Genomic DNA, 18,188 nt, shown 5'->3' with positions numbered 1-18,188 from the left:
GGTAAACCCCATGGAGAGAACACGTTCGGACTCATTGGCGGCCGGAGGACTCAACTGGGCCAGCATGCCGCTGAAGCTGTTCGCCGGCGGGAATGCCAAGTTCTGGAACCCGGCCGACATCGACTTCTCCCGGGACCGCGCGGACTGGGAGGCGCTGTCGAACCTGGAGCGCGACTGGGCCACCCGGTTGTGCGCAGAGTTCATCGCCGGTGAGGAAGCCGTCACCCAGGACATCCAGCCGTTCATGGCGGCGATGCGCGCTGAGGGCCGACTCGGTGACGAAATGTATCTGACGCAGTTCGCCTTCGAGGAGGCCAAGCACACCCAGGTGTTCCGGATGTGGCTCGACGCCGTCGGGATGACCGACGACCTGCAGTGTTATCTCGACGATCTGCCGTCGTACCGGCAGATGTTCTACGAGGAACTGCCGAAGTCGCTCGACGCGCTGGCCACCGATCCGTCACCGGCGAGCCAGGTCCGGGCCTCGGTGACCTACAACCACGTCATCGAGGGCATGATGGCGCTGACGGGATACTATGCGTGGCACCGGATCTGCGTGGACCGCGGCATCCTGCCCGGGATGCAGGAACTGGTCCGCCGCATCGGCGACGACGAGCGGCGCCACATGGCCTGGGGCACGTTCACCTGTCGACGGCACGTCGCCGCCGACGACTCCAACTGGGGGGTGTTCGAATCCCGGATGAACGAGTTGATCCCGCTGGCCCTGCAGAACACCGTCGATTCGTTCGCGCTCTACGACGAGATTCCGTTCGACTTCACCATGGACGAATTCCAGCAGTACGCCGCCGACAAGGGAATGCGCCGGTTCGGGACGATCAGCAGCGCACGCGGACGCCCGCTGGCAGAAATCGACATCGATTACTCGCCATTGCAACTGGAGGACACCTTCGCCGCCGAGGACAGCAAGGCGCTGGCCGCTTCGGCGTGACCCGAGATCCCGCGCCTCCGCACAGGGAGTGACGATGCCGGTTTAGGCGCCCTGCTTGCGGGGCACGTTGGCGGCATGAGGTACAGACCGTGCCCTGGGCAGCGCCGAAGTCATTGCCTTGACTGAGTCGTTGCCGTACAGCCTGCTGATCTTCGCAGCGTCGACGATCGTCATCGCGATCGGCGGTGTCCTGCTGACCAAGCGCGCCGAGCAGATCGCCAAGATCACCGGACTCGGCCAACTCCTCACCGGCGCAGTTCTCATCGGCGCGGTCACGTCCCTGTCCGGCTCGATCACCTCGGTCACCGCCGCCTGGGAGGGCAACGCGTCCTTGGCGGTCACCAACGCACTCGGTGGCATCGCGGTGCAGACGACATTCCTTGCCATCGCCGACATGGCATACCGCCGCGCGAATCTCGAGTACGCCGCGGCGTCCGAACCGAACATGTTGCAAGGCGTCATCCTGATCGGCATGCTGGCGCTGCCACTGGTAGGAATGGCTCTGCCTGGGCTCGGCGGTTACGGTCTGCACCCCGTCTCCGTGATCATCGTGGTCGGCTACGTGCTCGGACTGCGCCTGACCAGACAGGCCGAACGGGTCCCGATGTGGCAGCCGCGGCTGGCGACCGGTACCGCCCAGGACGAGATCGTCGAAGAATCCAAGCCTGTTGATGTCCTCGGGACGTGGACGAGCTTCGGAATACTGGCACTGATGGTCGCTGGATCCGGGTGGGTGATGGCTCAAGTGGCGCCGACCATCTCCACGGGTGTCGGCTTGGACCAGTCCCTGATGGGCGGGTTGTTCACCGCAACCGCTACCTCTCTTCCTGAACTCGTGGTCGCGGTGACGGCAGTCCGGCGGGGTGCACTGTCGCTGGCTGTCGGTGACATCCTCGGCGGCAATGCCTTCGACGTCCTGATACTGACGGCTTCGGACGTCGCCTACCGCGGTGGGACCATCTACGAGGCGATCGCGTCGCGCGACGTGGCGTGGGTGGCGTTGTCCATCGTGTTGGTCTCGGTGTTGTTGCTCGGCCTGTTACGCCGCCACAAACACGGTTTCGGCAATCTCGGTTTCGAGACTGTGCTGATGTTGGCTCTCTACGTGGCCGGTGTCGCCGGTATCGCGATGGCTTGAGTCCAGCTCAGGCGTTGGCGCCGACGTTCAGCACGGGATTGGTCGGTGAATCACTGGCGATGACCGTCATAAGGTTGGCGGCGAAGCTGGCCCGCCGGTCGTGGTCGAGCTCTACGGCGTCGTCGCGCTCCGTGCCTTCTTGAAGTGATGCCAGTGCCTGCCGAACCATGCCCACCGCTCCTTCGACGATCTTTCTGCGGCCCGCCACGATCGCCGCTGCCTGCTGGCGTCGAAGCATCGCCTCGGCGACCTCGGCGGCATAGCTCAGGTCGGTCACCCTTGCTTCGAGGATCTGGACTCCGGCGGCGTGGGCCCGCTCCTGCAGTTCGTCGAGCAAGCTGGCGTTGACCTGGGCAGGCTCACCGATCAGCGTGGTGCGGTCGTCGTTTTCGAAGGACTCGTAGGGGTATGCACGCGCCATCTGCCGCACGGCGGATTCCGACTGCACGTGGACATAGTCGATGAACTGATCCACTCCGAAGGACGCACGCGCGGTATCGACCACCTGCCACACCACCACGGCCGCGATGTGAATCGGATTGCCGTTGGCGTCGTTGACCTTTGACGACGTGGTGTTGAAGTTGCGGACACGCAGGGAGATCTTGACGCTGGCATACAGCGGGTTGGCGATCCGCAGCCCATTGCCTCGGTCGGTACCCCTGTATGCCCCGAAGAAGGTGAGCACGGCTGCCTGATTCGGTGCGAGCGTGTAAAAGCTTGCCAGGATGACCAGGAAAGTCACCGAGGCTGCACCCGCGAGGATCCACCACAACGTCCCCCCGGTCTGTCCGGCGGTTATCACCGTGCCCGCAACGAACACCGCCAGGAATACCTCACCCACCAGGAACGGCACACCCGAAACAGCCTTGGCTGGGTGTTCGGTGATGTCAGGATCGGAGTCCCGGTCGGCTCGGTTCTGGGCGCCCAGTACAGATGATTTCTGTTCGATCGTCGTCATGATCGGATACCTCCCAATCAGATCGGTGATTTTCGCCGACATCAGCGGCGTCGCGCAGGTGCGTCGGCTGCGCAGCACGGTTCCTTCGACGGGTACCCGATGTCGTGTGTGCAACACGTCTGACCGAGTGGCCGCTCCGGTGCCCTCAGGTGTGCGATGGTGTGAATCGTGCTTCCCCCGAGTTTGCCGGCACCGAAGTTGTTGTCCACCGTATTCGGCGGACTGTACGCAGCGGCATACAGCGTGGGTGGGCAGTCGCTGGTGCACCGGGTGACGCAGAGCTACGGGCCGGTGGTCGCGCTGCCCGTCCTCGGCTACGGGCGGGTTGTCGCCGTAGCTGATCCGACGTTGGCCAAGCAGGTGTTCACCGCCAAACCCGACGTGTTGCACGGCGGCGAGGGTGTCGGTCCGGCCGCGGCCATCTACGGTCGGCGGTCGATGTTCGTGCTCGAAGAGCCCGAGCACCTGCGCCGACGCAAGCTGCTCACCCCGCCGTTGCACGGCGATGTGCTGCGAAGCTACATTCCGGTCATCGAGGAGGCGACACGGGTGGCGATGGCCTCATGGCCGGTGGGGTCGCCGATCCGGATGCTCGAGACGGCCCGCGATCTGACGCTGGAGGTCATCGTCAAGGTGATCTTCGGCGTGCACGACCGCGCCGAGGTCACCCGACTGGGCAAGCCGTTCGCCGAACTGCTGGAGCTCGCGCTGTCGATGGAGACACCGATCCGCTACGCAGCGCGGCGCCTGGGCGCGCTGCGGACATGGGGCGCACTTGCCGATGTCAACCGCCGGATCGACGAACTGATAATGCCGCTGATCGCCGACCGCCGGTCGGGGACGCACCACCGAGGCGCCACCGACATCCTCAGCATGCTGGTCGCTGCCCGGACCGAGGACGGTGATGGACTGTCGGACAACGAGATCCGCGACGACGTGATCACCTTGATGCTCGCCGGCCACGAGACGACCGCAACGACGCTGGCGTGGCTGGTGGACCTGCTGGCTCACCACCGGCACGTACAGGAACGGGTACGTTCCGAAGTGGGCACCGAAATGGCCACGTACACCGAAGCGGTGATCAACGAGACCTTGCGGCTGCATCCGCCGGCGCCGATCACCGGCCGGATGACCGTAGGGCATTACCGGCTCGGTGACTACATCCTCGAACCCGGAACCCGAATCGTGTTGCTGCTCGACGTCATCAACCGCGATCCGCAGACCTATCCCGAGCCCGACGAGTTTCGGCCCGAACGGTTTCTCGGTGCTCGACCCACCCCATACGGCTGGGTGCCCTTCGGTGGCGGCCTCAAGCGGTGCATCGGCGCGAGTTTCTCGTTGTGTGAGTTGACGACAATGCTGCACACGATGCTGCGGTGCCACGAGCTACGGCCGTACAGCCGCCACGAGGAGTCGCCGTCGTCTCGGGGCGCGCCGGTGGTGGTGCCTGCCAACGGTGCCCGAGTTTACGTCGCGCCGCTGTCTGGGGGCGAACAGGAATCTGCCTGACTGGTCGTGACGAGGCTACGGCTCCTCGACGATCAGCGCCGGGGTGTTCCGGCGCAGGGTTTCGCCCCGGAAGAACGCGGGCTGGCGGGCCCGCATGATCATCATGAACACCAGGCCGATCAGGATCAGCCCGAGCCCGAGGATCAGTACCAGCCCGACGCCCCCGATGCTGGCGCCGCTGCCGTATTCGGGAGAAGCGCTGTCGCGCAGCGTGATCAGGAACACCGCGAGCAGGCCCAGCCCACCGAGCAGCGGGAACAGGAACTTGAACGTGATGCTGTAACCGCTGACGAACAACTCGTTGCGGAAGAACCAGATGCAGCCGAATGCGGTGAGCCCGTAGTAGAAGCAGATCATGATCCCCAGCGAGTAGATCGTGTCGGTGAGCACGCTCTCGCTGACGGAAGTGAGCACCGAGTAGAACACCGCAGCGCCGACGCCGGCGGCGATGGTCGCAAACGACGGTGTCATGAAGCGGGGGTGGATCGTGGTGAAGCGCTTGGGGAACGCCCCGTAGGTGCCCATCGCCAGCATCGTGCGGGACGTCGGCAGGAACGTGGTGATCAGGCTCGCGGCGCTCGAGGCCAGCACCGCGAGGAACAGGACCAGATGCCATGGCTCGCCCAGGATCGGCCCGGCCAGCGCGCCGAACACGTTGTCGGCGATGTCCTCGTTACCCAGACCCACTCCGTCGGAGCCCACCCCGGCGTACATCTGCGTCGCGATGGCCACCAGCAGGTAGGTCCCCAGGATCGACAACACGCACAGCAGCGCTGCTCGTCCGGGAGTGCTGTCGGAATCGCGGGATTCCTCATTGACGGTCAGCGCGGTGTCCCAACCCCAGAACGCGAAGATCGAACCCGACAGGCCGGCGATGAACGCCGACATCGTCAGGCCCGCGGGGCTGAACCAGTCGAGGCTGAACGCGATACCGGTCGGCGAAGCACCCGACTTCACCAACGCGACCACCGCGAACGTCAGCAGCACCAGCATCTGGAAGCCGACCAGCACGAACTGCACCCGCTCGGTGGTGGTGATCCCCCGATAGGAGATCGCGGTGGCCACCCCCAGAAAGGCCAGGCACGTCAGGACATTGATGACCGGGTTCTGCCACAGCGACGCGAGACCGTCGCTGCCCACAAGATCGCCGATGAACTGATAGAAGAACTGCACCGCGACACCGGCGAGATTGGACAACACGATCACGGTGGCCACGACGGCAGCCCACCCACCGAGCCAGCCGACGTACGGGCCGAACGCCTTCGTGGTCCAGGTGAATGACGTCCCGCAGTCGGGGGCCACCTTGTTCAGTTCGCGGTACGCGTACGCGGCGAAGAACATCGGAAGGAAGCCGGCGATGATGACCACGGCCATCTTCGAGCCGGCCTCGGCGACCAGGATGCCGATAGTCGCGGTCAGCGCGTACGCAGGCGCCACCGACGAGATGCCGAGAACCGTGCCGCCCAGCAGCCCGACGGCGTTGTGGGAGAGTCCTTTGTCCAACAGATCCGGACCGCCCTGGCGGTGTGGGTCGGGCGCCTCGATCTGCATAGGACCTCGCTCTGGCCGAAGGTCTCCCTAGAGTAAAGCCGGTGTGGGCGGTTGTCCCTACTTCGACCCGAAGGAGTCCCATGACGTTCGAAACACCACCCGACAGGACCGGCGCCGCCACCACGGTCACCGAACAGCCGGGCCGGTTCGTCATCGAGATCGAGGGCCGCCCGGTTGGGCTCGCCGACTTTCACGACCGAGACGGTCGTCGGGTCTTCCCGCACACCGAGGTGTTGGCCCAGTACCAAGGTCGGGGACTGGCCACGATCCTCGTCGCCGAGGCTTTACGCTCCACCCGTGCCGCCGGACTGCGCATCGTGCCGACGTGCTGGATGGTGGCCGAGTTCATCGACCGGCACCCGGAGTACGCCGACATCACCGACCGCAAATAGCCCGGCGCCGTGACCGAATCTGCCGACGACGACGCTGCGCACAGCGATTTCATCCGCGGCGCCGTCGTGATCTGCGTGACGGCGGTAGTCGCCGGGGTGGCGATCGGCTTCATCGGCGGCGCTTTCCGATGGTGCCTGCAGACAGCGGACCGGTTGCGTGTCGACTTCGTCGACTGGACACACGCGCTGCCGGGACCCGGCTGGCTGGCGCCGATGGCTGCGGCAGCGCTCGGCGCCACGCTGGCCGCGTTGATCGTCCGATGGGTGCCGCTGGCCGCAGGCAGTGGTATCCAGCACGTCGAGGCGGTGTACCGCGGCGATGCCGAACCGCCGCTGCTCCTGCTGCTGCCTGCGAAGTTCATCGGCGGTGTGTTGTCGATGGGGGCGGGCCTGGTGCTCGGCCGTGAAGGGCCGACGGTGCACATGGGCGCCGCGATCGGCGCGGAAGCCGGTCGGCGAGCCAGACTTTCGGAGCCCGACGTGCGGATGATGCAGACCGCGGTGGGCGGGGCCGGCCTGGCGGTGGCGTTCAACGCGCCGATCGGCGGCACCCTGTTCGCACTCGAGGAAGTGACGAAGTCGTTCCGTCTGCAGACGGTGCTGGCCACGCTGTTGGCGTGTGCCACCGCGGTGGGATGTGTGCGCTTCATTCTCGGCAACGAGCCCGACTTCCTGGTCAGGTCCATCGAGGCGCCCGACCTTGCATGGCTGCCCCTCTTCGTGGTTTTCGGGCTGCTGACCGGAGGTCTGGGCGCGGTCTACAACCGGCTGGTGCTGTGGTTCCTCGACCACGTCACCGGGCTGCGACGGGTCCCGGCGCTTGCCAAAGCGGCGGTGATCGGCGCCGTCATCGGGCTGGCGATGTTCGTCAACCCTCTCGCGGTGGGCGGTGGCGACCCATTGACGCAGATGATCCTCAGCGGTCAGAGCATCGTGCTGCCGGTCGTCGTCGGCTACCTGTTGGTGCGCGTCGTTGCGGGCCCGCTGTCGTACTCGGCCGCGGTGCCCGGCGGACTGTTCGCGCCGTTGCTGGCGATCGGCGCACTGTGGGGGCTGTTGTTCGTCGGCGGATTCGACGCGGTGTGGCCCGGCGACGCGACAGCCCTTGCGCTTCCGATGGCGCTCGTCGGGATGGCGGCGTTCTTCGGCGCCACCGTGCGCGCACCGGTCACCGGCATCGTGATCGTCATCGAGATGACCGCCACCACGTCGGTCGCGATCCCGATGCTGGCCGCCACCGCAGCGGCGGTCCTGGCCGCCGAGCTCACCCGGTCACCACCCATCTACGACAGCCTGCGCGAGCGGATGGTGCCCGAAACCCCGCGCTGAAAAGTCTGGCGGTTCAGCCGTCGGAGTCGTGGGTGCGGCGCACCCGCCCCAGCCGCCTCAACCGCCTCAGCCGCCACGGATGATCGCGGTACGGCCACATCTTTTCGATCTCGGCGTTGAACTCGGCGCCGAGCAGCACCACGAACGCCGTGATGTAGAGCCACAGGACAACGGCGATCGGTACCGCCAGTTGCCGGAAGACAGCGTTGTCCTCAACGCTGAGCGCGAGGTAGCCGCGCAACCCCGCAGATGCCAACAGCCACAACACCATTGCCAACAGCGCCCCGGGGACGTCCCGGCGCCACGGGGTCTTCCAGGGCACACCGATGTGGTAGAGCGTGACCAGGCCACCGAGAACCAGCAGGGCCACGCCGGGCCAGAACAACACGTCGAGCATCCGCAGCGTGGTGTCTGCGACAGTGTCAGGGGCCAGCCATTCGATGAGCCGGGGACCAAAAACCATCGGCGGTAACACCGCCACCGCGCCGAGGAGCGATCCGATGGTCACCCCCAGGGCCAGCAGCCGCCGACGCCAGGCAGAGCGCGGCTCGAGCCCGTAGGCGATCGTCATCGTCTCCAGATAGCGGTTCACCGCCCGAGAACCCGTCCAGACGCTGAGCACGATTCCCACGGAGACCACACCGCCGCGGGTCTCGGCGAGCACCGAATCCACCACCCGCTCATAGGTGGCGAAGGTGGGGTCGGTGAGAAACGACTGGGGGATACCGAGAACGAGTTGGCGCAGCCGTTGGGTGCCCTCGGGACCGAGGGAGGCCGCGACGAACCCCAGCGAACCGATGATGGCCAGCAGCAGCGCAGGCAGCGAGATCAACGTGAACAGTGCGGCCTCGGCTGCCAAACCGGGGACACGGTCGTTGATGGTGTCGCGGCCGGTGCGTTCGATCAGCCGACAGGCCTGCTGAACCGGTCCGGGAAGCCGGGCGAACTGTGCCGAGCCACGCTCCTTGAGCGTTTCACGGGCCGCCAGAACAGGTTCCGACAACCGCGACGAGAGTTTCGCCCGCTCGCTGTCTGGTTCCATCGGGTCAAGCCTAGAAACGGCGGTGCCGCGGACTTCCCGTGGGGTGCGGCCTAGCTGAAATGTGTCTCTGGGCGCGGCAGGTGCACCCCGTCGACGGTGATGTCGAGCCTCTCGTTGTAGAACGCGACCATCCCCGCGATCGCCGCCACGGCCGGTAGCGGGGAGTGGTAGGTCCAGGCGATGTCGGCGTGAGCCGTGGTGCCGGCGCCGGCCGACCAGTAGCCCGACGTGACACCCTTGTACGGGCACAGCGTCTGGGTGTCCGACGGTTCCAGCTGTTCGAACGCGACATCGCTCTGGTCGATGTAATACCGTGTCGGCAAACCGGTTTCGAAGAGCAGAACCGGGCAGGTGGTATCCGCCAGGGTCACATCGTCGAGGGCGATCCTGACGTGGCGATGGGAGCGCAGGGCATCCACCCGGGCGTAGGGGTTGCGGGGGTGGCCGTAGATCGGCTCGTCCTCCTCGAACCACCTCAGCCACTCCCACTCGAACCGCACCAGGCCGGCGAAGTCACCGTCGTCGAACACCCGGGCCGCCGACTGATGGGTCTGCGTCTGCCCGGTCAGGGTGAACATCCGCGACGGTCCGAACTGCACCCGCTGCGGATGATCCTCGTCGCGCAGAAAGCCGGCGCGCACATCGACCAGCGGGATGTAGTACTGCGGGTAGTACGGCACTTCCCAGACGTATCGCGCGGACGTCGTGTCGAAGACCAGTTCATGGCCGAGAAAGCCACGGACCCGTCGGGGCGCTGGTTCGACGCGCCCGCGGGCCGCGGCCATCTGCGGGTAGTCAGGTGCCGGTGGCTGACCCATCGATGCGCCTCCTGGTCGTCGCGATACCGGGTTCTCGGTCATCCACACGGCACAACCCGCAGATGCCGAGAGACATCATCTGCGGGTTGTGGGACCGGGTGCGCCGGTGGTCTAAGACGGAACGATGAATTTCGCGCGCATGTGGTGTCCCTCCCCGATCCACGTCGTGAATCGATACGGTACGCCGGGTGACGGAATCCCGTCGCCATTTTCCTTGAATCTGATCGGCACATTGTTGCTGGGGACCGCGGGGCGGTGCTGGTGAAACAAACTGCAGCTCATTGCGCTGTCCGTGGGAGCTCGGCGGCGTTGTTCCAAAAGGAATGGCCACCGCTACTCCTGAAATTAAGCACCGTGTTTCGGTATTCGCCCGGATGAATTCGCGGGACGCTGAAAAGCATTACTGTTGCACCGAGAAGCGCCGGAAGACCCCGGAATTCCAGACGCAGTTCGTCAGGTCTCGTCCGGAATCTGGTGGCGGGTCTGGGAGCGGGCCGGCGCGTCTGGATCCTCGTTGCGGTGGTCCAGCTTCTCCTGCAGTTCCCGCTGCTCCTCGGTGACTTTGGTGGCGTCCTCCGGCGTGGCCGGGGGATCGTTGCTCTGTTCCACGGCTGAACCTCCATTCGGCATCGGCGTTTGGGTCGATGGACTCCCAGTGGTGTCTCCGATCGGGTCGGCAGGGAAACACCGCGCAGGTAGAGAGGGTGCGCAGGGCCTCACAGGCGGCGGGCGCCCGTGTGAGCGGGTGGCAACACGGATGAATAACCCACGTTGCCGTTCGGCAATAGATGTTGGGAATCCTCCAGTATTCGACTTACTGGAAAGGTCAGCCATGTCCTATGTGAACCCGCCGGACTTCGTCGGGAAGATGATCGATGCAGGCGAGTCAAAAGCCACGATGTCCACCCGCGACACCCTGATCCGCGCTTATATGGCCGGGGCGATACTTGCGCTCGCCGCCGCTTTCGCCGTCACGATCACCGTGCAGACCGGAAACGCCCTCCTCGGCGCGGTGCTGTTCCCGGTCGGCTTCTGCCTGCTGTATCTGCTGGGCTTTGACCTGCTGACCGGCGTGTTCACTCTCGTGCCGCTGGCGCTGCTCGACAAGCGTCGCGGGGTCACGGTCCGCTCGATGTTGCGCAACTGGGGCTGGGTGTTCCTCGGGAACTTCGCCGGGGCACTGACCGTCGCGCTGATGATGGCCGTGGTGTTCACCTACGGCTTCAGTGTCGACCCCAACGAGGTCGGGCAGAAGCTCGGCGAGATCGGGCACAGCCGCACCGTCGGTTACGCCGAACACGGTGCAGCCGGGATGCTCACGCTGTTCATCCGCGGTGTGCTGTGCAACTGGATGGTGTCCACAGGTGTGGTCGCCGCGATGATGTCGACCAGCGTGTCGGGCAAGGTCATCACGATGTGGATGCCGATCATGCTGTTCTTCTACATGGGCTTCGAGCACTCGGTGGTCAACATGTTCCTGTTCCCGTCCGGGCTGATGCTCGGCGGTGACTTCTCCCTGACTGACTACCTCGTCTGGAACGAAATCCCGACCGTCGTAGGCAATCTCGTCGGTGGGCTGGCCTTCGTGGGTCTCACCCTGTTCGCCACCCACGCGCGCACCGGCAAGTCCCGGTTGATGCTGCCCGACGACGTCGCATCCGTACCGCCCGCAGCGAAGCGAGAGGACGCAAAGGTATGACACCGATCATGGCCAAAACCGAGGCCGCCGAACTGATCAACTCGGCGAGAATCCGCAAGAAGCTGGCGTGGGCCGACATCGCCAAGGAGATCGACGCCCCGCTGGTGTGGTGTGTGGCGGCGCTGCTCGGTCAGCATCCGATGTCTAGCGGTCAGGCCGAGCGGGTCTGCGAACTGCTGGAACTCGATGCTGCAGTCGCAGAGAGTCTGCAGTTGCAGCCGGCGCGGGGTCTCGAGCCCGCGCTGTTGTCCGACCCGACGATCTACCGATTCCACGAGGCACTGTCGGTTTACGGTCCCGCGCTCAAGGAGCTCATCCACGAGGAGTTCGGTGACGGCATCATGAGCGCCATCAACTTCAAGGTCGACGTCGCCCGTCGCGAGGATCCCGACGGCGACCGCGTGGTGGTCACCTTCGACGGAAAGTTCCTCGACTACCGGTGGTGAGCGGCAGCGGCGAGAAGGTTTCGGAACCTCCGTAGCGGGGTAAACCAGAAAATCGCGTCGCTACGCCGACGCCAGATTGGTTCAGCTCCGAGCCTTGTATATCAAGCCGCACAGGGGGCCGCTCGAGATGTTGACCGCAACACCGAACCAGTATGCAGACGTCACCGAGATGTTCCGTCGCCTCAAGACGCTGGACGAACAATCGATGGAGTACCGCCGCCAACGCGAAGCGATCGTCGAGACGTGTCTACCGTTGGCAAACCACATTGCGCGCCGCTTCAGCAACCGCGGCGAACCCGTCGAAGACCTCGTCCAGGTGGCACGACTCGGGCTGGTCCAGGCGGTGAACCGCTTCGATCCGGACAACGGAGCGGCATTCCTGGCCTTCGCCGTCCCGACGATGATGGGCGAGGTCCGTCGGCACTTCCGCGATCACGGATGGTCGGTCAAGGTGCCCCGAAGGCTCAAAGAGCTTGGCTCGCAGTTGAAAAGGTCCCGCGACGAGTTGTCGCAACGGTTGGGGCGGGCACCCACTGCCAGTGAGATCGCCGCGGATCTGGGCATCGACCGCGAAGAGGTGGTGCAGGCCCAGATCGCGTTCAGCTCCTACTCGACCATCTCGACCGACGCGCCGACGGGTGACGACGAGCGCACCGTGGGGAACAGCTTCGGCGATGTTGACGCCAACCTCGACAAGGTGCTCGAAGCCGAGACGGTGCGCCCGCTGCTGGCGAAGTTGCCGGAACGGGATCTGCTGGTGTTGAAGCTCCGGTTCTTCGAGAACATGACCCAGACGCAGATCGCCGATCAGCTCGGGATATCGCAGATGCACGTGTCGCGTCTGCTGTCCCGGTCGCTGGCCACGCTGCGGGAGCGGGTGCGGATACCTGAACCGGCGTAAACCGGACGGGTCAGATCCGGATCACACCGCGGATCGTGATCTGTCCGGTTTCGCACAGACGGCAGGTCAGCGGACGGACCTTCAGACGGACATTGGCGATACGCAGCGCCGTCTGGCACATCGGGTACGGGCAGCCGCAGGACAGGGTCACCCACCACTGCGCCGGATGGGCCAGCGGATTGCAGAGCTTGTGGCAGGCGCACAGGATGTCGGGCTCGAAGTCCAGTTCGGCCAGCGAGGGCTCGAGCAGTGTGGTCACGGGCACTAAGGCTAAAGTCAAGGTCGAGACTTTGGCGGGAGGCGCGCGCAAGAATTTGTGCACCGGCCCCGGATCGCGAAATCAGCGTGCGCCGCTGACGTGCGCTCCGGCATCACCCGGGAGCCGCAGCGTTTCGACGATCGTCACCGCCAGGAGTGCGCCGAGCGCGGCGAACGCCCACGCGTAGGAACCCAGCATGGTCAGCAGCAACGCGGCGATGGCGATTCCCAGTCCGGCAGCCAGTTCCTGCACGGCGGCATTCAACGTGTTCGCGTGGGTGAGATCCTCACCGTCGACGTCGGCGAACGCCAGGCTGTTGTACGCGGTGAACCCGATCGAGCGCAACGCGCCACTGACAAAGAGCAGCGCCGCGATGACCGCGACCGGCATGTCGGCGTGCAGTGTGGCCAACACCCCGAACCAGCCCACCGAGAGCACCGCATTGACCAGGAGAACCCGCTTGATGCCGAACCTGCGCATCAGGGGGGTGGTGATCGGTTTGATCACCAGGTTGCCGATGAACAGCGCCGCTACCATCAGGCCCGCCGCGAATGCGGACCAACCGAATTCGAGCTGGAACAGCAACGGCAGCAGGAACGGCACCGCGGTGATGACCAGCCGGTACATCGAGCCACCCGAGACCGTGATGCGCAGCGTGCGTACCCGCAGCACGGTCAGCTCGACCAGCGGTGAGGCGGTCCGCCGCAGATGCCACACGGCGACGGTCAGGCACACCGCCGCCGCCAGCGCTCCGGACCCGACAAGCGCCCACCTGGTCCCGCTGACCCGGATGTGTTCGACCGCGACCAGCGCCGCGGTGATCCCGGCCCCCAGCAGGAGCAGGCCGCGCCAGTCGAACGACCTGCGCGACGGCGCGGGGCCGCCGCGAATCAATTTGAGCGCCAACAACAGCCCGACGACACCGATCGGAATGTTGACCAAAAAGATCCAACGCCACGACCCCAGCGTGGCGATCGCTCCGCCCAGCACCGGGGCCACCACCGGTGCGGCGAGAGCCGGCCACGTCAGTACGGCGATGGCGCGGACCAGGTCGGACTTCGCGCTGTAGCGCAGGACGGCCAGCCGTCCCACGGGGACCATCATCGCGCCGCCGATACCCTGCAGCACCCGAGTCACGACGAGCATCGGCAGCGACACGCTCAGGGCGCAGCCGACGGAGGCGAGGGTGAAGACCGCGATCGCGGCGATGAAGACCGGCCGGATACCGAACCTGTCGGCCATCCAGCCGCTGGCCGGGATCAGCACCGCCACCGTCACCAGGTAGGCCGAGATGGCGACGTTGACGTCGACGGCGGCGACACCGAACGAGGCGGCGATCGCCGGGATTGCCGGGGCGATGATGGTGGCGTCCAGGATCTCCATGAAAAATGCCCCGGCAACCAGCAATGCCATCCCCCTCGGAAACGAGGGGGATGGCACGGCAGGCGATCCTGCATCGGACCCCGAATCGGGCATGACTCCCCAACCTAGACGGCCGATCGGTGCGACCGCGCGGCGTAGGCGTCAGCGTGAGCAGTCCAGCGAAACGGTGACCTTGGGGGTGGGGGTGACGGTGAAGACGTTGATGTCGTCGTCGTCGTTGATCGGGAACGGCTGCTTGGCCACCGGATGGTTGCGCACTCCGAGCACCGAGCACTGATCCAGCGGGGCGTTGCCGATGCGGCTGATACGGACGTCGAAACCCTGCGCCCGAAGCTGGCCGATGGTCGTCGAGGCCCCTCCGCTCTGTTCCGGAGCGGCCTGCGCGGGTGCCGCGAAGGCCAGCAGTGCACCCAGCGGCAGAACGGTGGCGGCGACGAACTTCTTCATTGTGTTCATGGTGGATCTCCCTGCGTTGGTGCGTCACGTTCGGTGACGACGGTGAAACTGACTGACACCATCGTCGCGACGTAGCCCTTGCAGCGCTTGGAGCTTGTGTGGAGATTCCATGGAGAACGGGGAGAGGACGAACTATGGCTGGAGGAGGCGGAGCAGCGTCGCCCGTCGGTCGTTCAACCGGTCGACTTCTTCTCCGATCGCAGCGATCTCACGGCGGATGATGCTGTCGACGTCCTCGCACAGTTCGATACTGGGTGCCTCGCCGTGAACGCACGGCAGCAGGGTTCTGATCGTTTCGGAGTTCAGGCCGGCTTCCAGAAGTGTCCGGATTCTTCGGACTACATCAACTGCCTCGTCGCTGTAGTCGCGGTAGCCATTGGAGCGCCGGGACGAGTCGAGCAAGCCCTGTTGTTCGTAGTAGCGCAGCAGTCGGGGCGCGACTCTTGTTTGTTTCGACAGCTCACCGATCTGCATGTCTCACTCCTGGTGACACCAACGGTTTGACCTTCACACCGGTGTCACAGTTTACGTTCGGCAGCATGACTGCTCGGCCACTCACTCTGATCGACGGTAAACCGGCTGACCCGGACACGCTGTCCGGCCTCGCGTTTGCCGGGTTCGCACACTTCACGGCGATGCAGGTTCGGGGCGGCGGGATCCGCGGTCTGGATCTGCACCTCGGAAGGCTTGGTTCAGCGTCCGAGAAGCTGTTCGGCACCTCGCTGCCCAGCGAGGAGGTACAGGAGCAACTCCGAAACGCACTGGCGTTGTCGCAGTCTGATCTGTCCTTGACCGTGACCGTTTTCGATTCGAACGGCGAGTTCACCAACGACGGCCGAGCGCCGTCGTTACACACGCTGATACGAACTGGACCTGCGTCTACAGGGCCGACCGGCCCATTGGCATTGGCAGTTTACGAACACGAGCGGTTCATGCCGGACATCAAACACGTCGGTGAGGGAGCCAAGACCATGCTGATGCGCCGCGCTCGTGTTGCCGGATTCGACGACGCGGTATTCACCGACCGCCGCGGCGTGCTGACCGAGGCATCCATCTGGAACCTGGCATTCTTCGACCGCGATGCTGTCGTCTGGCCAGATGCCGAAATCCTGACCGGCACGGCGATGAGCACCGTGCAGCGACAACTCACCCTGATGGGAGTGCCGCAGGAGACCCGGATCCTCACCCCGGCTACAGCGCACGAATTGGACGCAGCGGTGGTGATGAACTCCTGGACACCGGGGATCGCGGTGTGCCGCATCGCGGGTGAGCCAATGCCGGTACGGCCCGACCTCGTCGGTTTACTGCACGACGCATATGCGGCCGAACCGCTTATCCACCCTTGAATTTTTCACAACGCGGCGAAGATCAGCCGGCGGCGACGGCGTTGTACTCCGGGCAGTAGGCGTTGACGGCTCCCCGCATCAACTGGGTGGCCGTGGCGTTGTCGACGCCCTCGGTGAGCAGGGCGTCGACGATCTTTGCGCGGACGGCCGCCGGGTCGATGTTGTTGACGGTGCCCTCGGCGACGATGTCGCACACGTTGTTGCCCGCCTCGGTCGCTTCCTCAGGTGTCTCGAACTGCAGACCCAGATCGGCTACCACAGAAAGGAACTGGGCGTCGGCATCGGTGGCGTGGGCTGTGGGCGGGCCGGCGTGGATCAACAGTCCCGCCGACACGGTCGCGGCTGCAGCGACGAGCGCGAGACGCGCGGAGCCGCTGTTCATGTGGCCTCCCTGTGGTTCACCTGTGCGGATGGTAGCCGTCGCGCCCGGCTGCGCTCGGCATTTGGGCGCCGAGTCCGTCAGTGGTCGCCGGTGAGCGGGGCTTCGACGATCCCGCGCGCCAGCGGTAGTCGCCGAGCGCGGCGATGACGTCGTAGAAGTGCGCGCTCCTCGTAGAGTCGGGCCGAGTCCAGCGCGATGGCGGCCCGGGCCGCAGCAAGCCTGTCCGGTTCAACGGTAATTGCTGATTCGGACAACCTGTCCGATAGCCTGTAGACCGGTTTGTCCGCATTCGACAACGTGCCGGGTTCAGAACTGCAGCCTCACGAAATGATCCGCGACCGCTCCGACGGACGTCAACTCATGAGACGAGGCCAGTACGTGCAGCAATTCACCGAACATCAGGTTGACGGCGTCGTGGTCGTCGACGCTGTGGGTGCTGTCGACATGCTGACCGCCCCGCAGCTCCAAGAGGTCGTGACGGCCGCGCTCGCGCGTGAGCCCGCCGGTCTCATCATCGACATGACGCGAGTGGATTTTCTCGGTTCGGCCGGCATGCAGGTACTGATGGTCACCCGCAACCGCCTCGGACCCGGCACCAGATTCGGCGTTGTCGCCGACGGTCCCGCCACCAGCCGTCCGCTGAAGATCACCGGCATCGCAGATCTGGTCGAACTGTTCTCGTCGTTGGATGTCGCTTTGACGAACTTCACCCAGTGAAACTTCTGTGACCGGCCAGGTTTGAGCGGCGGCCGCTGCGGGAACAGGGGCTTCGCCGGCGCGCCTGCGCCGCTCCCGGATACGGCAGGTGCCGGTTCCCGGGCTGAATACTCAGAAAAGGTGCGTCCCATGGGTGATGACAACAATTCAGGTCCGGAAGAGGGCATCAAGGGTGTCGTCGAGGGCGTGAAGGGCAAGGCCAAAGAGGTTGCCGGCGTCGTCACCGGACGCGACGACCTGCAGCGCGAAGGCGAGGCTCAGCAGGACAAGGCCGACGCGCAGCGCGAGGCCGCGAAGAAAGAGGCGGAAGCCGAGAGTGCCCGCGGCGCCGCAAAGGCCAGCGAGGAACGGCAGAAGGCCGAGCAGTAGCCGACGCCGCCGGCTGAGTGCTCGGCGATGACCGTCACCTCAATCCGCACCAAGTCGGCCGAGAGCCGACGGTTCTCGATCGCGTCGACGTCGCTGGATGTGCTGTGTCGCGCCCGCGGCACAGAGGTGACGATTGCCGTGTCCGGCGAAGTCGACGCAGTCAACGCGAAGGAATTCGCGCACGACGTGCGTGAGGCTGTGGGGGAGCGCACCGGTGTGGTCCTCGACCTCACCGGGGTGCCCTTCATGGCCTTCGACGGCGTTTCCGCGCTGTACGCGATCAGCGCCCACCTACTCCGCGAGGATGCGGCGTGGTGTGTGGTCCCCAGCCCTGCCGTGTCGCGGGTGCTGGATCTCTGTGATCCCGAGGGGCTGATCCCTCTGGCTGGGATCAGGTCGCTTCGGGGCGTCGCATCGGCTTGACCACGGTCCGGTTCAGCGAACTTGTCCGGCTCCGGCGGCCGAGCCGGGCGTGTTCTCTTCTCACCCCGCTTTCCCGGGTAGGGCCGCGGGGTATTTTGTGGTCGTGTCCGGTTGTGATCTG

At 65.4% G+C, this 18,188-nt stretch carries 22 protein-coding genes; 12 read left to right on the top strand and 10 right to left on the bottom strand.

Annotated elements, in window-relative coordinates; all coding sequences use genetic code 11:
* Positions 1 to 10: 10 nt before the first annotated feature.
* Positions 11 to 949 (top strand): R2-like ligand-binding oxidase, encoded by a 939-nt coding sequence (locus G6N53_RS26500; protein ID WP_163894146.1) that lies wholly within the window; start codon positions 11 to 13, stop codon positions 947 to 949.
* 118 nt (positions 950 to 1,067) lie between these two features.
* Positions 1,068 to 2,087 carry a sodium:calcium antiporter gene (locus G6N53_RS26495; protein WP_163894145.1) on the top strand — a complete coding sequence of 340 codons (1,020 nt, stop codon included), beginning with the start codon at positions 1,068 to 1,070 and terminating at the stop codon, positions 2,085 to 2,087.
* Between the two features lie 7 nt (positions 2,088 to 2,094).
* On the opposite strand, the gene G6N53_RS26490 is transcribed toward G6N53_RS26495, so the two are convergent.
* A complete protein-coding gene (locus G6N53_RS26490) occupies positions 2,095 to 3,045 on the bottom strand; it encodes an SPFH domain-containing protein (protein WP_163894143.1) in 951 nt (316 codons plus the stop codon).
* A gap of 168 nt (positions 3,046 to 3,213) precedes the next feature.
* On the opposite strand from G6N53_RS26490, the gene G6N53_RS26485 reads away from it, so the two are divergent.
* Positions 3,214 to 4,554: a cytochrome P450 gene (locus G6N53_RS26485; protein WP_163894141.1), complete on the top strand. Its 1,341-nt coding sequence runs from the start codon at positions 3,214 to 3,216 to the stop codon at positions 4,552 to 4,554.
* Between the two features lie 15 nt (positions 4,555 to 4,569).
* Here G6N53_RS26485 and G6N53_RS26480 read toward each other — a convergent pair whose 3' ends face one another.
* Complete coding sequence (locus G6N53_RS26480; protein ID WP_163894139.1) at positions 4,570 to 6,105, bottom strand: APC family permease; 1,536 nt, start codon at positions 6,103 to 6,105, stop codon at positions 4,570 to 4,572.
* 80 nt (positions 6,106 to 6,185) lie between these two features.
* On the opposite strand from G6N53_RS26480, the gene G6N53_RS26475 reads away from it, so the two are divergent.
* Positions 6,186 to 6,497: a GNAT family N-acetyltransferase gene (locus G6N53_RS26475; protein WP_163894137.1), complete on the top strand. Its 312-nt coding sequence runs from the start codon at positions 6,186 to 6,188 to the stop codon at positions 6,495 to 6,497.
* Between the two features lie 9 nt (positions 6,498 to 6,506).
* Positions 6,507 to 7,826 carry a H(+)/Cl(-) exchange transporter ClcA gene (locus G6N53_RS26470; RefSeq protein ID WP_163894135.1) on the top strand — a complete coding sequence of 440 codons (1,320 nt, stop codon included), beginning with the start codon at positions 6,507 to 6,509 and terminating at the stop codon, positions 7,824 to 7,826.
* 13 nt (positions 7,827 to 7,839) lie between these two features.
* On the opposite strand, the gene G6N53_RS26465 is transcribed toward G6N53_RS26470, so the two are convergent.
* The 3 genes from G6N53_RS26465 to G6N53_RS29955 form a co-directional block, all read right to left on the bottom strand.
* Positions 7,840 to 8,868 (bottom strand): YihY/virulence factor BrkB family protein, encoded by a 1,029-nt coding sequence (locus tag G6N53_RS26465; protein WP_163894133.1) that lies wholly within the window; start codon positions 8,866 to 8,868, stop codon positions 7,840 to 7,842.
* Positions 8,869 to 8,918: 50 nt separating this feature from the next.
* Complete coding sequence (locus tag G6N53_RS26460; RefSeq protein ID WP_163894130.1) at positions 8,919 to 9,686, bottom strand: DUF427 domain-containing protein; 768 nt, start codon at positions 9,684 to 9,686, stop codon at positions 8,919 to 8,921.
* Between the two features lie 453 nt (positions 9,687 to 10,139).
* Positions 10,140 to 10,295 carry a hypothetical protein gene (locus G6N53_RS29955; RefSeq protein ID WP_205390471.1) on the bottom strand — a complete coding sequence of 52 codons (156 nt, stop codon included), beginning with the start codon at positions 10,293 to 10,295 and terminating at the stop codon, positions 10,140 to 10,142.
* A 223-nt stretch (positions 10,296 to 10,518) separates the two neighbouring features.
* Here G6N53_RS29955 and G6N53_RS26455 point away from each other — a divergent pair, with 223 nt between their 5' ends.
* The 3 genes from G6N53_RS26455 to G6N53_RS26445 all read left to right on the top strand — a co-directional run bounded on the left by G6N53_RS26455 (position 10,519) and on the right by G6N53_RS26445 (position 12,732).
* A complete protein-coding gene (locus G6N53_RS26455; RefSeq protein ID WP_163894127.1) occupies positions 10,519 to 11,385 on the top strand; it encodes a formate/nitrite transporter family protein in 867 nt (288 codons plus the stop codon).
* A complete protein-coding gene (gene cynS, locus G6N53_RS26450) occupies positions 11,382 to 11,831 on the top strand; it encodes a cyanase (RefSeq protein ID WP_163894125.1) in 450 nt (149 codons plus the stop codon). The genes G6N53_RS26455 and cynS overlap by 4 nt, the downstream gene beginning before the upstream one ends.
* 127 nt (positions 11,832 to 11,958) lie before the next feature.
* A complete protein-coding gene (locus G6N53_RS26445) occupies positions 11,959 to 12,732 on the top strand; it encodes a SigB/SigF/SigG family RNA polymerase sigma factor (RefSeq protein ID WP_163894122.1) in 774 nt (257 codons plus the stop codon).
* Between the two features lie 10 nt (positions 12,733 to 12,742).
* Here the strand turns inward: G6N53_RS26445 and G6N53_RS26440 are convergent, their stop codons facing one another.
* The 4 genes from G6N53_RS26440 to G6N53_RS26425 form a co-directional block, all read right to left on the bottom strand.
* The gene (locus G6N53_RS26440) at positions 12,743 to 12,991 is read right to left on the bottom strand and encodes a hypothetical protein (RefSeq protein ID WP_237166651.1); all 249 of its coding nucleotides are present in this window, start codon (positions 12,989 to 12,991) and stop codon (positions 12,743 to 12,745) included.
* A gap of 81 nt (positions 12,992 to 13,072) precedes the next feature.
* The gene (locus tag G6N53_RS26435) at positions 13,073 to 14,404 is read right to left on the bottom strand and encodes an MFS transporter (protein ID WP_163894118.1); all 1,332 of its coding nucleotides are present in this window, start codon (positions 14,402 to 14,404) and stop codon (positions 13,073 to 13,075) included.
* Between the two features lie 111 nt (positions 14,405 to 14,515).
* Positions 14,516 to 14,830, bottom strand: coding sequence for a hypothetical protein (locus G6N53_RS26430; protein ID WP_371870866.1), 315 nt, complete (start codon positions 14,828 to 14,830; stop codon positions 14,516 to 14,518).
* A 132-nt stretch (positions 14,831 to 14,962) separates the two neighbouring features.
* Complete coding sequence (locus G6N53_RS26425; protein WP_163894116.1) at positions 14,963 to 15,304, bottom strand: MerR family transcriptional regulator; 342 nt, start codon at positions 15,302 to 15,304, stop codon at positions 14,963 to 14,965.
* 65 nt (positions 15,305 to 15,369) lie between these two features.
* On the opposite strand from G6N53_RS26425, the gene G6N53_RS26420 reads away from it, so the two are divergent.
* Positions 15,370 to 16,176, top strand: coding sequence for an aminotransferase class IV family protein (locus tag G6N53_RS26420; protein WP_163894114.1), 807 nt, complete (start codon positions 15,370 to 15,372; stop codon positions 16,174 to 16,176).
* 22 nt (positions 16,177 to 16,198) lie between these two features.
* Here G6N53_RS26420 and G6N53_RS26415 read toward each other — a convergent pair whose 3' ends face one another.
* On the bottom strand, positions 16,199 to 16,558 hold the full coding sequence (locus tag G6N53_RS26415) for a DUF732 domain-containing protein (protein WP_163894112.1): 360 nt from the start codon (positions 16,556 to 16,558) through the stop codon (positions 16,199 to 16,201).
* A gap of 378 nt (positions 16,559 to 16,936) precedes the next feature.
* Here G6N53_RS26415 and G6N53_RS26410 point away from each other — a divergent pair, with 378 nt between their 5' ends.
* The 3 genes from G6N53_RS26410 (at position 16,937) to G6N53_RS26400 (ending at position 18,067) form a co-directional block, all read left to right on the top strand.
* A complete protein-coding gene (locus tag G6N53_RS26410) occupies positions 16,937 to 17,275 on the top strand; it encodes an STAS domain-containing protein (RefSeq protein ID WP_163896391.1) in 339 nt (112 codons plus the stop codon).
* 129 nt (positions 17,276 to 17,404) lie between these two features.
* On the top strand, positions 17,405 to 17,644 hold the full coding sequence (gene mbp1, locus G6N53_RS26405) for a microaggregate-binding protein 1 (RefSeq protein WP_163894110.1): 240 nt from the start codon (positions 17,405 to 17,407) through the stop codon (positions 17,642 to 17,644).
* A gap of 27 nt (positions 17,645 to 17,671) precedes the next feature.
* Complete coding sequence (locus G6N53_RS26400; protein ID WP_163894108.1) at positions 17,672 to 18,067, top strand: STAS domain-containing protein; 396 nt, start codon at positions 17,672 to 17,674, stop codon at positions 18,065 to 18,067.
* Positions 18,068 to 18,188: the final 121 nt, after the last annotated feature.

Source organism: Mycolicibacterium hippocampi, assembly GCF_010723735.1.
Lineage (GTDB): Bacteria > Actinomycetota > Actinomycetes > Mycobacteriales > Mycobacteriaceae > Mycobacterium > Mycobacterium hippocampi.
Note: the sequence above shows the minus strand (reverse complement) of the source record. Positions and strands in the feature narration are given on the sequence as shown.

Coding starts and splice junctions, on each gene's coding strand:
- G6N53_RS26500 (WP_163894146.1), top strand. CDS start 11: ATGGAGAGAACACGTTCGGACTCATTGGCGGCCGGAGGACTCAACTGG.
- mbp1 (WP_163894110.1), top strand. CDS start 17,405: ATGGGTGATGACAACAATTCAGGTCCGGAAGAGGGCATCAAGGGTGTC.
- G6N53_RS26435 (WP_163894118.1), bottom strand. CDS start 14,404: ATGGCATTGCTGGTTGCCGGGGCATTTTTCATGGAGATCCTGGACGCC.
- G6N53_RS26430 (WP_371870866.1), bottom strand. CDS start 14,830: ATGAACACAATGAAGAAGTTCGTCGCCGCCACCGTTCTGCCGCTGGGT.
- G6N53_RS26490 (WP_163894143.1), bottom strand. CDS start 3,045: ATGACGACGATCGAACAGAAATCATCTGTACTGGGCGCCCAGAACCGA.
- G6N53_RS26455 (WP_163894127.1), top strand. CDS start 10,519: ATGTCCTATGTGAACCCGCCGGACTTCGTCGGGAAGATGATCGATGCA.
- G6N53_RS26460 (WP_163894130.1), bottom strand. CDS start 9,686: ATGGGTCAGCCACCGGCACCTGACTACCCGCAGATGGCCGCGGCCCGC.
- G6N53_RS26475 (WP_163894137.1), top strand. CDS start 6,186: ATGACGTTCGAAACACCACCCGACAGGACCGGCGCCGCCACCACGGTC.
- G6N53_RS26445 (WP_163894122.1), top strand. CDS start 11,959: ATGTTGACCGCAACACCGAACCAGTATGCAGACGTCACCGAGATGTTC.
- G6N53_RS26425 (WP_163894116.1), bottom strand. CDS start 15,304: ATGCAGATCGGTGAGCTGTCGAAACAAACAAGAGTCGCGCCCCGACTG.
- G6N53_RS26420 (WP_163894114.1), top strand. CDS start 15,370: ATGACTGCTCGGCCACTCACTCTGATCGACGGTAAACCGGCTGACCCG.
- cynS (WP_163894125.1), top strand. CDS start 11,382: ATGACACCGATCATGGCCAAAACCGAGGCCGCCGAACTGATCAACTCG.
- G6N53_RS26480 (WP_163894139.1), bottom strand. CDS start 6,105: ATGCAGATCGAGGCGCCCGACCCACACCGCCAGGGCGGTCCGGATCTG.
- G6N53_RS26415 (WP_163894112.1), bottom strand. CDS start 16,558: ATGAACAGCGGCTCCGCGCGTCTCGCGCTCGTCGCTGCAGCCGCGACC.
- G6N53_RS26465 (WP_163894133.1), bottom strand. CDS start 8,868: ATGGAACCAGACAGCGAGCGGGCGAAACTCTCGTCGCGGTTGTCGGAA.
- G6N53_RS26400 (WP_163894108.1), top strand. CDS start 17,672: ATGACCGTCACCTCAATCCGCACCAAGTCGGCCGAGAGCCGACGGTTC.